This window comes from Phaeobacter sp. LSS9 (assembly GCF_003443595.1).
Taxonomy (GTDB): Bacteria; Pseudomonadota; Alphaproteobacteria; order Rhodobacterales; family Rhodobacteraceae; genus Phaeobacter; species Phaeobacter piscinae.
On record NZ_CP031956.1, the window covers coordinates 235,704 to 250,022 of the forward strand.

General features: G+C 61.2%; 15 protein-coding genes. All 15 read right to left on the reverse strand.

Features of this window, described 5'->3' with window-relative positions; genetic code table 11:
• Positions 1-44 precede the first annotated feature (44 nt).
• On the reverse strand, positions 45-692 hold the full coding sequence (locus D1820_RS01135) for a protein-L-isoaspartate(D-aspartate) O-methyltransferase (protein ID WP_014874191.1): 648 nt from the start codon (positions 690-692) through the stop codon (positions 45-47).
• Complete coding sequence (surE, locus tag D1820_RS01140) at positions 689-1,471, reverse strand: 5'/3'-nucleotidase SurE (RefSeq protein ID WP_118067587.1); 783 nt, start codon at positions 1,469-1,471, stop codon at positions 689-691. Before surE ends, D1820_RS01135 begins: the two co-directional genes overlap by 4 nt.
• Positions 1,472-1,752: 281 nt before the next feature.
• Positions 1,753-2,406 carry an SDR family oxidoreductase gene (locus tag D1820_RS01145; protein ID WP_118067588.1) on the reverse strand — a complete coding sequence of 218 codons (654 nt, stop codon included), beginning with the start codon at positions 2,404-2,406 and terminating at the stop codon, positions 1,753-1,755.
• Positions 2,407-2,516: 110 nt separating this feature from the next.
• Entirely contained in the window at positions 2,517-2,786 is a 270-nt protein-coding gene (locus D1820_RS01150; protein ID WP_118067589.1) for a hypothetical protein, read from the reverse strand.
• Between the two features lie 232 nt (positions 2,787-3,018).
• Positions 3,019-3,561 carry a DUF2199 domain-containing protein gene (locus tag D1820_RS01155; RefSeq protein ID WP_118067590.1) on the reverse strand — a complete coding sequence of 181 codons (543 nt, stop codon included), beginning with the start codon at positions 3,559-3,561 and terminating at the stop codon, positions 3,019-3,021.
• Between the two features lie 123 nt (positions 3,562-3,684).
• Positions 3,685-5,142: an amidophosphoribosyltransferase gene (gene purF, locus D1820_RS01160; RefSeq protein WP_040173288.1), complete on the reverse strand. Its 1,458-nt coding sequence runs from the start codon at positions 5,140-5,142 to the stop codon at positions 3,685-3,687.
• Positions 5,143-5,391: 249 nt separating this feature from the next.
• Positions 5,392-6,096: a Hint domain-containing protein gene (locus D1820_RS01165; protein WP_096870995.1), complete on the reverse strand. Its 705-nt coding sequence runs from the start codon at positions 6,094-6,096 to the stop codon at positions 5,392-5,394.
• 553 nt (positions 6,097-6,649) lie between these two features.
• Positions 6,650-7,204 carry a CvpA family protein gene (locus tag D1820_RS01170; protein ID WP_040172899.1) on the reverse strand — a complete coding sequence of 185 codons (555 nt, stop codon included), beginning with the start codon at positions 7,202-7,204 and terminating at the stop codon, positions 6,650-6,652.
• Positions 7,205-7,244: 40 nt separating this feature from the next.
• Entirely contained in the window at positions 7,245-8,609 is a 1,365-nt protein-coding gene (radA, locus tag D1820_RS01175) for a DNA repair protein RadA (RefSeq protein ID WP_024097800.1), read from the reverse strand.
• 176 nt (positions 8,610-8,785) lie between these two features.
• Positions 8,786-9,232 (reverse strand): paraquat-inducible protein A, encoded by a 447-nt coding sequence (locus D1820_RS01180; RefSeq protein WP_118067591.1) that lies wholly within the window; start codon positions 9,230-9,232, stop codon positions 8,786-8,788.
• A complete protein-coding gene (locus D1820_RS01185) occupies positions 9,229-9,882 on the reverse strand; it encodes a hypothetical protein (protein WP_118067592.1) in 654 nt (217 codons plus the stop codon). The genes D1820_RS01180 and D1820_RS01185 overlap by 4 nt, the downstream gene beginning before the upstream one ends.
• Positions 9,883-9,901: 19 nt before the next feature.
• The gene (locus D1820_RS01190) at positions 9,902-10,648 is read right to left on the reverse strand and encodes an ABC transporter ATP-binding protein (protein ID WP_118067593.1); all 747 of its coding nucleotides are present in this window, start codon (positions 10,646-10,648) and stop codon (positions 9,902-9,904) included.
• Positions 10,645-11,445, reverse strand: coding sequence for an ABC transporter permease (locus D1820_RS01195; RefSeq protein WP_027247608.1), 801 nt, complete (start codon positions 11,443-11,445; stop codon positions 10,645-10,647). The genes D1820_RS01190 and D1820_RS01195 overlap by 4 nt, the downstream gene beginning before the upstream one ends.
• Positions 11,442-12,479: an alanine racemase gene (gene alr, locus D1820_RS01200; RefSeq protein ID WP_118067594.1), complete on the reverse strand. Its 1,038-nt coding sequence runs from the start codon at positions 12,477-12,479 to the stop codon at positions 11,442-11,444. The genes D1820_RS01195 and alr overlap by 4 nt, the downstream gene beginning before the upstream one ends.
• Before the next feature lie 258 nt (positions 12,480-12,737).
• Positions 12,738-14,258: a replicative DNA helicase gene (locus D1820_RS01205; RefSeq protein ID WP_040172918.1), complete on the reverse strand. Its 1,521-nt coding sequence runs from the start codon at positions 14,256-14,258 to the stop codon at positions 12,738-12,740.
• Between the last annotated feature and the right edge of the window lie 61 nt (positions 14,259-14,319).

Consider the following 14,319-nt stretch of genomic DNA (forward strand, 5'->3'; position numbering starts at 1 on the left):
GGGATCTTCCCGAACTTTGGGGGAGGGCAGGTCTTGCCTCTCCCTTACGTGTCTTTGCCGATCCCCTCAAGCAGGGGAACAAAACGCACCGGGCGCAATTCGTCGTATTCCAGACCGCTGGCGGTTTTTTGAACACGGATCAGGGTCTGTACGGTGTCCGACTGCCCCACGGGCACCACCATGATACCGCCGGTCTTCAGCTGCGCCAAGAGCGGGCCGGGGGGATCCTCGGCAGCGGCGGTCACAATGATTCGATCAAAGGGCGCCTGCTCCGGCAGCCCATGGCTGCCATCTCCCACCAGCGAGGTGATATTGGACAGATGCAGCTGGTCAAAAATCTGCCGCGCCTCCCGCACCAGCCGGGCATGACGGTCCACGGTATAGACACGCCGCGCCAGCTTGCTCAGGATCGCCGCCTGATAGCCGGACCCGGTGCCGACCTCCAGAACCGTGTCGCGGGGCGAAATCTGCAAAGCCTGCGTCATCAGCCCTACGACTGAAGGCTGCGAAATGGTCTGCCCGCAGGCAATCGGCAGCGGCATGTCCTCATAGGCACGCGCCGAAAACAGCCCCCGCACAAAGGGGCCGCGATCGATCTGTTCCATCGCGTCCAGCACCTGCGCATCCGTCACTCCGCGTGAGCGCAGGGCAAACAGAAACTGCATCTTGGTTTCGGCAGTCGGCTCGCTCATTCAATGCCCTTCAGGCGCTCCAGCGCGTCCGTCGCCGTCAGATCAGCCCGCATCGGCGTGACCGAGATATAGCCCGCCAGATTTTGTGCTGCATCCGTGCCCTCGGCGGTGGCGATATGCTGATTGCCGCCCCGGATCCACAGGTAGCGCCGCCCATTGGGGGAGGTCTGCTCCTCAGCGGAGAAATGGCTGCCACGCCGAAATCCCTGCGGTGCGATCCGTCGCCCTTTGACATCCTCCGCAGGAACGGGCGGGAAATTTACGTTGTAAAACAACCGGTAATCCGCGTCTTCCTTGGGTTGTGTGTCAAGGATTGAGCGGATGAGATCGGCGCCGTGCTGGGCGGCGGCTTCAAACGGGTTGTCCAGCTGGTTGTTTTCTGGCCCAAAATACTGCGACAGTCCCATCGCGGGGATGCCCTGCAATGCTGCCTCCATCGCGCCACCCAATGTGCCGGAATAGAGCGCGTTCTCAGCCGAATTGTTGCCCCGGTTCACGCCCGACAACACCAGATCCGGCAGCTGATCCTTCATCACCACATGCAGCCCTGCCAGCACGCAGTCCGCAGGCGATCCTTCGGCGGCAAAGCGGCGCTCGCCCAGCTGGCTGAGCATGAAGGGGCGGGTGTAGCTGATGCAATGGCCGACGCCTGATTGTTCAAACGCGGGCGCGACGGTCCAGACCTCGCCGTCGGGGCCTGCCACATCGCGGGCGATCTGCTCCAGAACCGCCAGACCGGGGGCGCTGATGCCATCGTCGTTGGTGATCAGAATTCGCATGAACTGGGCCTCTCGTCTGGCTCTGGCGGGCTGTATCTTGGGTGCGGTCGCGCCGATCCGCATGTCCGACCTGAATAAGATGTGGGGCAAAAGGGGGCAAGAGTTTCCCCACTGTGACCGCGCGCAAGCTGCCCGGTGACGGCCCCTGCGGCACAGAGGCCACAGGTTTGTTGTCCGACCCTGAAACCAAGGCGACCGGTGTCCCTGACGGGCACCGGTCGGCGGAATATCGCGCGTCTGCATCGCCGTTGGGCGTCATGCAGCCGATGGGCAACGTTTGGTCAGTCGGCGGCGGTCAGGATCTGGGGCAACAGCCGGGCCGCTTCCTGCTGCGGACTGGCCAGAGCGTCGCGATCCTCGCCGGGGAAAAACCGGGCACGGACAGCGGTGGCCATGGGCTGCGGCGTCAGCACCTGTACCTTTGGGCCGGTCTTTGCAGTCTCAATCCGCCAGCTGTTGGCCAGCGACATCTGGGCCGCCTTGGTGGCGCCATAGGCGCCAAAGAATTTCTCGCCCGCGCGAGGATCCTCAAAGAACACGGCCTGACCGGTTTGCCCCAGCAGCGGCGCCATATAGGGGATCAGCACGGAGGTCGCCGTGGCATTGATCGCCATGGATTTCTGCCAATCCTTCGCAGCGACGAAATTGGCCGGGCTCAACGGTGCGGCGTGGATCGCGGTATGCAGCCAGAGATCCAGCTGCCCCCAACGGTCGTGGATGCCGCGGCAGAGCGTCGCCATAGCCTCGGGGACGGTGATGTCCATCGGGGCCAATGTGGCAGAACCGCCGACGGATTTGATCCGGTCGTCCAGCTCTTCCAGCGCGCCGGTGGTGCGGGCCACGGCAACGATGTGATGCGTCGGCGCCAGTGCCTCTGCGAGGGCGGCGCCCAGACCCCGAGAGGCCCCGGTGATGAGAGCAAGTTTCTGTGTCATGGGCGCCTTGTGCGGTGCGGCGTGACGCGGGTCAAGGGGCCAAAGCGGCGCAGCTTCCGCCCAGTACCCTGTCAGCCCTCCGTCAGTCCTTTGGCTGACACCAAGGCAGGTCAGCTGCCGGGCATCTCGACCCGCGCAGCTTTGCCGTTTTTCTGCAGGATCAGACCGTCGGCATCAATCGCAATGACCTCACCGCCAGACAGCCGGCTGCCACGGGTCACCACCTGCGTGCGCCCACTGGGCATGCGCACCATGGCGCTGAGGTTGTTGCTGGCGCCAAACAGTCCCAACAGGCTGAGGCGGTTGCGACGCAAGGCGTCTTTCTGGGTGGCATGACCTGCAACATTCGCTGGTGTCTTGCCGCTATCACGATTTGCCATTCTGGTAACTTGGTTCTTTCTCTAGTGCGCTCAGGGCGGATGCCGGTCGGCTATCAGCTTCGCTTTCCGCCGAACAGAGGGGGCGGCGCATGGTGGCAAGCGACTGCCGGTGGTCCGCCCATTGGTGCGCAAGCCCTTGCGCATGGCCTGTGCTGACGCTGCGCAATTGCGCGCAGGCCCTTGAACGTTTGCGGGGGGAAGCAGGCTAGGAAGCGGGGGAACTTCAGTGGGGTCAGGCGTCGTAGATCAGCGACGGCAGATCGTGGCCATAGGCATAAAGCAGGCCCAGCAGCTCCTCCAGCTGCGCACCGACCATCTGCAAATTGTAGAGCGGGTGATCCGGCTCAGAGATCTGCAACTCAGGATATTGCCCCTCAGGCCGCATATGTAACATCGCCTCGACCGACTCGCTGCCGTCTGGTGGGATGGCATTGGCCAGCCAGGCGCGTTTGCTGCCCAGATCCTCGGTCTCCTGCATTTCGAACCGGTCGAGATAGGCCTCGAAATCCTCCTGGCTCAGCCGCGCCCAAGTGCCCAGAATGAACTCCTCGCCACGGGTATCCGCCAGTGGCACCGCCAGCACTGCCCGCACAAAGCGCAGTTTGCCAAGGCGGCAAAAATCCTCGGTCAGCACATCACCCGCCTGAGCAGAGATCGCGCTGTTGTCATGCACGAACATATCTTCCGGGCAGACATCGGGCCGGTCACAGCTGAGGCTCAAGAGCTGGGCAAAGGTCGCCCCGCAACAGCGGCACTGGCGCTGCGAGCCAAGCATGCGGGCGAGATGTGGATCCAAAGGGTCGGCCTTTCGGTGGCGGGCGGTGGTGGTCGCAAAACGGCAAGAGGCGCCGATCCGGTGATCAGCGCCTCATGAGTCGAACTGATATCGGCTGCGCTCTTACTCCGCTGCGGCTTTCATTTCAAACCCCCGTTCCACCATATCGGTGGGAACAACCGGGTATTCGCCAGAGAAACAGGCATCGCAATACTGCGGGCAGGCGCTGTTACGCCCCTGATCCTGACCCACGGCGCGGTAAAGCCCGTCCAGTGAGATGAACTTCAGACTGTCCACGGCAAGGTGCTTGGCCATCTCATCTTCGGACATGTTTGCCGCCAGCAGCTTGTCACGGTCGGGGGTGTCCACGCCGTAGAAACAGGGCCAGGCAGTTGGCGGAGAGGCGATGCGGAAATGCACCTCGCTGGCCCCGGCATCCAGGATCATCTCCTTGATTTTGCGCGATGTTGTGCCGCGCACAACAGAATCGTCCACCAGGATCACGCGTTTGCCTTCGATCAGGGCGCGGTTCACGTTCAGCTTCAAACGCACACCCATGTTGCGGATCTGTTCGGTCGGCTCGATGAAGGTCCGGCCCATGTACTGATTGCGGATGATCCCCATCGCATAGGGGATCCCCGATTGCAGCGAATAGCCAATCGCCGCCGGGGTGCCGCTGTCGGGAACGGGGCAGACCAGATCCGCCTCGACCGGGTTTTCTTTGGCCAGCTCGCGGCCAATTGCTTCGCGGGTCTCATAAACAGAACGCCCGCCAAGGATCGAATCAGGGCGGGAGAAATAGACATGTTCAAAGATGCAGAATTTGGACGCTTGGCGGCGGAACGGGAAATGGCTCTCGACGCCCTTGTCGGTGATCACCACCATCTCGCCCGGCTCAATCTCGCGCAGGAACTCGGCACCGATGATATCAAGGGCGCAGGTTTCCGAGCTGAGCGCATACCCATCGCCGATCTTGCCGAGGACCAGCGGGCGCACGCCCAGCGGATCCCGCACGCCGATCAACTTGGTGCGGGTCATTGCCACGACGGAAAACGCCCCTTCGACCCGGCGCAGCGCATCTTCCATCCGCTCCGGGATATTGCGCTGCAGGGAGCGCGCCATCAGGTGGATGATACACTCGCTATCGGATGAGCTCTGGAAAATAGATCCCCGTTCAATCAGCTCTTTGCGCAGGGCATCGGCATTGGTGATGTTGCCATTGTGGGCAATTGCGGCCCCACCCATGGCGAATTCGCCAAAGAAAGGCTGCACGTCACGGATTGCGGTCTGACCTTTGGACCCGGCGGTGGAGTAGCGCACATGGCCAATTCCGATCGGGCCGGGCAGGGTGGACATCACATCCTGCGAGGTGAAGTTATCGCGGACATAGCCAAACCGGCGGGCACTCTGGAACCCTTCGACAGGATCATGGGTGACAATGCCACCGGCCTCCTGTCCTCGGTGTTGCAGGGCGTGCAGGCCAAGAGCAACGAAATTAGAGGCGTCCTGGACGCCGACGACGCCAAAGATGCCGCATTCTTCGCGCAGCTTGTCATCGTCAAACGGGTGGGCGGGGGGCATCTGCGGCATCGGCAAGGCGGTGTGGCTCCGAATCCGGTTGTCAGGATGCCCCCCACATAGAGGGTCCGCCCGCCCATGTCACCAAAGGATCACGGTTTCACGACAGTTGGGGTGAAAAACCCCGCTCGGCTGCTAGTGCTCTCCACAACGACAAAGACCTGCGAGCGGTCGCAGGTCGGGTGTCTTGCCATGATAGGGGCTTGGAAGCGTAGGGTCTCAGCTTGGCTAAAGCAGATCGTGATCGCGCCCTTAGGCCGCCAGCAGACCGCGCAGCATATCAAAGGCGGAAAGCACGTCATCGCTTTCCTCATCGCGCTCATCCGCGTCGCCTTTACCTGCATCGGTAAGCGCGCGGCCGTCTTCGCTGGCCAGGATCTGACGCGTCTCGGTCAGTGTCAGCATGCGAAAGGCGCCGTCGTCGTCTGCGCCGGTCTCACCTGCCACATGCACCAGCATGCCACATTCGGCCCAGATCATTTCTTCCTCGGCAAAGGTGAGATAGATGCGCGCCATCTTCTCCGGCATGGCGGCAGAGATACCGTTGTAGCCGATCAGCGAGACCACTTTGGTCATCGCAGTGGGGATGTCGAACAGGCGCTCCACTGCGGCCAGTTCCAGACCAACCTTCTGATCTGCCGGCAAGGTGAGGTCATTATCATTCCCCAGCGCACCGGCGGGGACATGCACCAACGAGGTCAGGCGCGGCACCGCATGTTTGACGCCGGTCACTTCCTGCGCGCCGCCATCCAGTGTGTAGATCTTGTCACCGGGCTTCACATCACGGGCCTGAACAAACCCGCGATCCGTTTCCACCATCACATGCGGCAGCAGACCACCAGTGCGCGGCCGGGGCCGGGCACGGCTGGGAGCGGCGGGGGAGACAGCTGCCGGGAAATCCAGCAGAAGACCAACAGGCTGACAGTCAGCAAACGATGTCGAGTGGTCCAGCAGCATGGTGTCGTCCTTCTGAGCGATGTGCCTGACATTCTGTCCGGCGTCTTGTTGACACCAATGTGCGCTGCGAAATTGGACGGAAATGGGGCAAGGATCGGGCCGATTGGGACAACTCAGGGGTTTTTGGCCGTCAATCCTGCCTCATTCACCGAATTGTTGCCCGAAAACACCTTGGATCGCAGGATTTGTTAACTTTTATCGGTCTGCGTTACGGTGTCACCCGAGGATCAGTACGCGTTCCAATGCCCCAAAATAGCGATTCTAATTGGTTAACAGAGTGTTAATGAGTGTTTTTGATGTTAGGAAAGGTAAACGTGTTCGCATCTGGAAATGTCGTCATTGGACAAGTGGTCCGTGCGAAACCTCCGCCCTCGCCTTAGCCCTCGCCGCGAGCGGTCACATGGCGATGGGGCCGGTGGTCAATGCTGGGGCTTGCAACCCTGTCAAACCTCAACCGCTCCCATCCGGCCACGAAAAAGGGCGCCAGAGGCGCCCCGTTCCAATCATGATCATATGTCCCACTGTCGCAGATGCGCGATCAGGCAGTAAGCGCTTACTTCTCGCAGGCGCCGATCAGGCTTTCATACTGCGTGGTGACCCAGCCAAGCGCCTGCTCGGGGTTGCGGTCCTCGATCTTGCCGATCATCCGCTCAAACACCACGGCAGAGCGGCTCTCATCCACGATGGTAAAGCTCTGACCGGTCATCACGACATTATAGAGGAAGAAGGCGATCGCCACCAACAGGATGCCGCGCAGCACCCCAAAGAAGAACCCGATGCCCTGATCCAGCCCGCCAAGTGCAGAGCGCTGCACCAGCGAAGAAAACAGCGGTGTGAAGAACGACACCACAATCAGCGCCAATGCAAACACCGCAGCAAAGGCGGCGATGATCGACAATTCGCAGCTGTCCGCGATGAACTCCCCGATCACCGGGATCTCGGCCATCAGCGGCTCGACCTGCGGCGCAAACAGAAAGGCCAAGATGGCGGCGGCGATCCAACCAGCGATGGCCATCGCCTCACGCACGAATCCGCGCGAATAGGCCAGCAACGCTGATACAACAATGACAAGGGCCACGACCCCGTCGATAATGGTGAAACCTTCCATGTCCCTCGCCCGTTAACCTGCGATTAGAATTCTTGCGACTTTAGCCAGCCCCAAAATACTCGCCCACAAAACCGGCGAGATCAGAGGCCTGTCGCACCGCAAGTCCGGGGACCGCGACGGATTTGCCACCACTTGGAGCTATCGCTGCGGTGAAACCAAGTTTTTGCGCTTCTTTCAACCGGTTTTCGGTCTGAGGGGCCGGTCGCAGGGCACCAGAGAGCGATATTTCTCCAAATACCACCGTATCGGCGGGCAGCGCGGTGTCTTCGCGCGCGCTCAGCAGGGCTGCCGCCACGGCCAGATCCGCCGCCGGTTCCGAGATCTTCATCCCGCCCGCAACATTGAGATAGACATCAAGCCCCGCAAACGGGATGCCGCAGCGCGCCTCCAGAACGGCCAGGATCATCGCCAGGCGCGACGAGTCCCAGCCCACCACGGCCCGACGCGGCTGCGAATGCGGCGAGGGCGCAACAAGCGCCTGCATCTCCACCAGAACCGGGCGGGTGCCTTCGATGCCGGAAAACACCACCGACCCGGGCGAGGGGGTGCCGCGCTCTGACAGGAAGAGCGCGGAGGGGTTACGAACCTCGCTCAGCCCGCCGCCGGTCATCTCAAAAACGCCGATCTCATCTGCCGGACCAAAGCGGTTCTTGACGGCGCGCAGGATGCGGAACTGGTGCCCGCGCTCGCCCTCAAAATACAGCACGGTATCGACCATATGTTCAACCACGCGGGGACCCGCAATCTGGCCCTCCTTGGTGACATGGCCGACCATGATGATGGAGATACCGTTGGTTTTGGCGAATGTGGTCAGCTCATGCGCCGCAGCACGCACCTGGCTCACGGATCCCGGCGCGCTGTCAACATGATCTGCCCACATGGTCTGGATGGAATCGATGATGGCCAGCTGCGGCCGCTCCGCCTCCAGCGTGGTCAGAATATCGCGCAGGTTGGTTTCCGCTGCCAGCTTGACCGGCGCCTCCGCCAACCCCAGCCGCTGCGCGCGCATCCGCACCTGCGCGCTGGCTTCCTCGCCGCTGACATAGATCGTCTTCAGGCCCGAGCGGGCAAACTGCGCTGCCGCCTGCAACAACAGCGTTGATTTCCCGATCCCCGGATCCCCGCCGACCAGAATGGCAGAGGCAGGCACCAGCCCACCACCCAGAACCCGGTCCAGCTCCCCCACACCACAACAGGTGCGCGGCGGCGGCGTTTCCTCTGTTGCCAGATCGCTCAGCGGGATCGTTTTGCCCCGCCGCATGCCGAGGGATTTCGACGCAGGGCCGCCCTTGGACAGGCCCTTGTCTTCGGTGATGGAATTCCACTCGCCGCAGCCATCGCAGCGCCCGGACCATTTTGAGAAGGAGGCTCCGCAGGCAGAGCAGGAATAGGATGTTTTTGCCATGCGGTAGATTTGGCAGATGTTTCCGGTTTGTTCAAGCGCTGCGGCGCCTCAGACCGGGCATGCCAGGCTCTGCCTCGCGCTCCGGGATATTTCGGGCCACAAGATGGGGCGCACAGGACATCTTCTGGCGACACATATCCCGGGGGAGGCCGAAGGCTGGGGGCAGCGCCCCGTTTCTAGTCGTCCTGCTGGCGCCGATGGCGCGCAGTCAGAAGAGACAGGACAATCGACGCCAGAATACAGCCCGTAAACAGATAAAGCCCCCAGGCGGTCTCAATCGTCGCGTAGCCAATCCCCTTGGCCAGCGTGATATAAAGCGCGATGAGAAACACATCCGCCATCGCCAGCTTGCCCAAGACATGCAGCACCGGCTGCACCTTGGCGTCCAAGAGGCCCCACTGCACCAGTGCCAGCCCGATGGTTTTGAGATACGGCGCGAAGATCGCGAAAGCCGTGACCGTCAGCGCCAAAATGACGTCACTGCCCCAAAGGCTCTGCAACCCGGTGATCACCGAAATCTCGCTGAGGCCAAAGATCGGCAGCAACCCCGCCCGCATCAGCGGCGCGAACCACGCGACGGGGTAGAGGATCAGGAGAAAGAGGGTGAGGAGGCGGAGGGTCATTCCTCCTCAGTTTCTCTCTTGTCCTCAATCTGTTTCGGCGGCGCAGGCAACTTAAGCTGTTCTTCGTTCCCACTATCCGCAACTTGGAAGATCTTGTTAAAAAGCTCGACTACTGGATTTAAGTTCTTAGCGCTCTGACCGGCAACTGCAGTAACTTCAGTTACGCCTGCAAGCATTACATCTAGGTCGCTGACTTTTTTGTGAATTTCCGTTTGAAGTTTTTCGAGGCGTTTCAGAAGTCGGCGTTTATGGTTATCTTCGAAAACATCGGAGTCGCGAATTTTTTCCCTTGCCTCGCTAATATGAGACTCAATTTCCTTTATCTGTTCCTTACTGAGCTCGACCAAAGTCGTTTCGTAGTTGGATCTGGCCTTTGTGCTGCCTCGCCTCATAGCAAAAGTTAATTCTAGTTTGGCCAACTGTCTTAGAACAGCGTCGCAGGCGCTCTCCACGCTTGTCACTTGGGAGGGGTCTACTGCTGAGATCGAAATTCCTGCTAGATGGGAAAACTCGATAATACTTCCATAGAGTTCAAATAACTCGCCGGCAATTTGGTTGGCGTGAGTTTCACCACTTGTGATCCCCAAATCGCCTCCATTAATTTCCTTAATTCGATCAATCGAATTGATGATACTTGTAACTGGATCCATCTAGTTGCTCTCCAAAATGCTATCTCACCGCCTCAATCGGCCCCTCTGCGCGGCCGTGGATGAATTGTTCCATATAGGGATCACCCGAGTGGTCCATATCAGCCACCGGACCAGTCCATTGGATCACGCCGCCATGCAGCATCGCCACATTGTCGGCAATCGCGCGCACCGAGGTCATATCGTGGGTGATGGTCATGGCGGTGGCGCCCATCTCGACCACGATCTCGCGGATGAGGTCGTTGATGACGCCGGACATGATCGGGTCGAGGCCGGTGGTGGGCTCATCGAAAAAGATGATCTCCGGCTCGGCGGCAATGGCGCGGGCAAGCCCGACACGTTTCTGCATGCCACCCGACAGTTCTGCAGGCAATCGGTCTGCCACATCGGCCTTCAGCCCCACCCGGCGCAGTTTTTCAATGGCGATCTCGCGCGCCTCATCCACAGGGCGCTTTAGTGAGCCGCGCAGCAGGCGGAAGGCGACGTTCTGCCAGACGGGCAGGGAGTCAAACAGCGCAGCTCCCTGAAACAACATGCCAAACCGCGCAAGAAACTTATCGCGGTCGCCACTGTCAGCGGGCTTGCCATCAACCAGGATCTCGCCGCTGTCCGGCTTGATCAGGCCCAGAATGCTCTTGAGGGCGACCGATTTCCCGGTGCCGGAGCCACCGATGATCACCATGGAGCTGCCCTTGGGGATCTCAAGCGTCATGCCTTGCAGGACCCGGTTGTCGCCAAAGGCCTTATGGACGTCATTCATCTGGATCATAGCGAGAAGAAAATCCCTGTGAGGACAAAATTGGCAGCAAGGATCAGGACGGCTGCGGCCTCAACCGACCCTTTGGTGGCGCGGCCCACGCCCTGCGCCCCGCGGCCCGACTGCATACCATAGTAGCAGCCCATGGTGGCAGCGATGGTGCCAAAGGCCGCCCCCTTGACCAGCGAGGAGACGATATCGCGCAGCTCAAGGAAATCGACGGTGTTCTTCAGATAAGCCGCCGGATTGAAGCCCAGGTTCTGCGTCGCGACCACATAGCCGCCCATGATGCCGATAATATCGCCAACGCCCACCAGCACCGGCACCGTGATCAGCGCGGCCAGAACGCGGGGCGCCACCAGGTATTTCATCGGATGCGTGGACAGTGTGACCAGCGCGTCGATCTGCTCTGTCACCTTCATCGTGGCGATTTCAGCCGCGATGGAGGAGGTGACGCGCGCGGCAATCATCAGACCAACCAGCACCGGTCCAAGTTCGCGCACCATCCCAATGGCGACGATCTGCGGCACGACTGCCTCGGCGTTGAAACGCGCGCCGCCCGCATAGATCTGCAAGGCCAGCGCCGCCCCGGTGAAAATCGCAGTGAGGCCCACCACCGGCAGCGACAGCCAGCCCACCTGCAACAGCGCATTCAGCAGCTCGCGCGGGTAGTAGGGCGGCCGCAGCATATGGCTGAACGTGGACAGACCAAAGAGCGTCACCCGCCCCACAGCGCCCAGACCGGCCAGGACCAATTGTCCCAGCCGCGCAATCAGGCTGAGGGGCGAAAGACGCGAAGATGTGCTCATCCAGTATAGCTCCGTGCGTAGCGGCTGCCGAGAGAGGTGAGGATTTCATAGCCGATGGTGCCCGCAGCCTGTGCGAGCGTATCCACGGTCTGGCGCTCGTTGAGGATGCTGAGGTGGCTGGGATCGTCGCCAAGGTCGCTGACATCGACAGTGATCAGATCCATGGAAACGCGGCCGACCACCGGGCAGGGCGTGTCGCCTGCGTAGACCTGGATCTGGCCGCTGCCCAGTGCGCGGTGCAGACCATCGGCATACCCGGCTGCGACCGTGGCGATGCGGCTGGGGCGCTGCGCCGTCCAGCTGTTGCCATAGCCCACGGTTTCGCCCGGATCGAGGCTGCGGATCTGGATTACCGGCAGGTCCAGCTGCGCCACGGGCAGCGCATCGCCATAAGGCTGCCCGCCATAAAGCCCGATGCCCGGACGACACAGGTCAAAGTGATAGTTGCGCCCCAGCAGCAGCCCGCCAGTGGCGGCAAGAGAACGGGGCAGATCCAGACCTTCTGTCATCTGTACAAATGTCTGCAGCTGATGGTCATTCATCGGGTGCGCGGCCTCATCGGCGCAGGCCAGATGCGACATCAACAGAACCGGTCCCTGGCTCAGGGCAATGTCGCGGACGGCGGCCCATTCGGCGGCCTCCATGCCAAGTCGGTTCATACCAGTATCAAGCTGCACGCCAAAAGGATGGCCCGGCAGGCTCTCAAAATGGCGCAGCATCTGGTCGAGTGAATTCAGCATCGGCGTCAGTTGGAAATCGCGCAGCAGTTTTGCGTCGCCCTCCATATGGCCGGCAAAAACCGAAATGCCGGGGCCGGGGCCGATGGCGCGGCGCAGGGCCACGCCTTCCTCTGCCATTGCCACGAAGAAGTTGCGCGCACCGGCATTGGCCAGCGCCTTGCCGACGCGGCCTGCGTCCAGTCCATAGCCATTGGCCTTGACCACTGCGGCGGTCTCGCAATTGGTCAGCGCATCGAGGTTGCGCCAGTTGGTCACCAGCGCATCCAGATTGAGTGTCAGTCTAGCAGTCGTCATGCGCTGTTCATGACACGGGGGCACAGGGGTCAAGGGGGAAACCGCATTCCGGCCCCGCCGACGAGGTGGTTGGCGGATTTCGCGCCCTGGCTTGCTGTTGCGGCGGGCGACGTGGGCTGCCCCTGCAAGCGGGAGTCTGCGGGGCAATTTTTGGTTTTTTGAGTATTTAGGGAAAGGTGACAGGCACCGGGGAGCGTCCAAAGGCGCGCCGCCGGGTCTGGCTGGCGGCGCGTTGTGTTCAGCATTTCGGGGCGCGGATCAATACTCTGGCGCGTGATCCTGCTGCCATGCCTTGGCGAGGTTGCCAAAGCGGGTGAACTGCGCCTCAAAGGCCAGTTCAACTGTGCCGATGGGGCCGTGACGCTGTTTGCCGACGATAACCTCGGCCTTGGCGTGCAAGCGTTCCATCGCCTGCTTCCACTCTTCCATCTTGTCCAATTCGTGATCGCCGGGTTTTTCCCGTTCCTTGTAATATTCCTCGCGGAATACGAACATGACGACGTCGGCGTCCTGCTCGATCGAGCCCGATTCCCGCAGATCCGACAGCTGCGGGCGTTTGTCTTCGCGGCTTTCGACCTGACGTGACAGCTGGGAGAGGGCGACCACCGGGATGTTCAACTCCTTGGCGATGGCCTTCATACCCATGGAGATTTCCGCGATTTCATTGACCCGGTTTTCGGCCATGCCCCGGCAGAGCTGCAGATAGTCGATCACCAGCAGATCCAGCCCGTGGGTCCGTTTCAGACGGCGCGCACGGGCAGCCAGCTGCGAGATCGGCAGGGCAGGCGTGTCATCAATGAACAGCGGGCAGCTTTCCAGATCTTTGGCCGCCTGCACAAAGCGGCGGAACTCTTCCTCGGTCATGTCACCCTGACGGATTTTATGTGAGGAAATCTCTGAGGCTTCGGCCAGAATACGACCCGCCAGCTGTTCTGCCGACATCTCCAGTGAGAAGAAACCGACCACACCGCCATCAACGGCGCCTTCAGTGCCATCCGGTTTCTGGCCGCGTTTGTAGGCCTTGGCGACGTTGAAGGCGATATTGGTGGCGAGCGAGGTTTTCCCCATCGAGGGTCGCCCCGCCAGGATCAGAAGGTCCGAAGGGTGCAGGCCGCCCAGCTGTTTGTCGAGATCGGCCAGCCCGGTGGAGATCCCCGCCATGCCGCCGCCGCGCTGATAGGCCTCGTTGGTGACATTGACCGCCTCGGTGACGGCCTTGAGGAAGGATTTGAAACCGCTTTCGGTCTGGCCCTGTTCGGCCAGTTTATAAAGCGACTGTTCCGCCTCGACGATCTGTTCCTTGGGTTCAGAGGCGACATCGACCCGGCGCGCCTTGTCCGCAATGCTGCGCCCCAGCGCGATGAGTTCCCGCCGGATCGCCAGATCATAGATCATCTGCGCATAGTCGCGCACCGCAAAGGCCGAGATGGATGCCCCGGCGAGTTTTGCCAGATAGGCCGGGCCGCCCAACTCCTTCAGCCCTTCGTCATCCTCCATGAAGGCCTTCAGCGTCACCGGCGAGGCCAGCGCGTTCTTGGAAATCCGCGCGGCGGCAATTTCGTAGATGCGGGCGTGGACCGGGTCGTAGAAATGCGCCGAGGTGATGATCGATGCGATGCGATCATAGACGTCATTGTTGGTCAGGATCGCGCCCAGCAGCTGCTGTTCAGCCTCAACGGAGTGCGGCAGGATGCTGGCGTCGTCGCCCGTCGCCTCGCCATTGGCAGCAGGCTCCGGGGCGGCGGGCAGATTGGGATCAAAAGGCGTAATATCGTTCATCGCTGCTCTCGTCTGCGGCCGACGTTATGTGGCCCGCGTGATTTGGCCTGTGTATACCGGC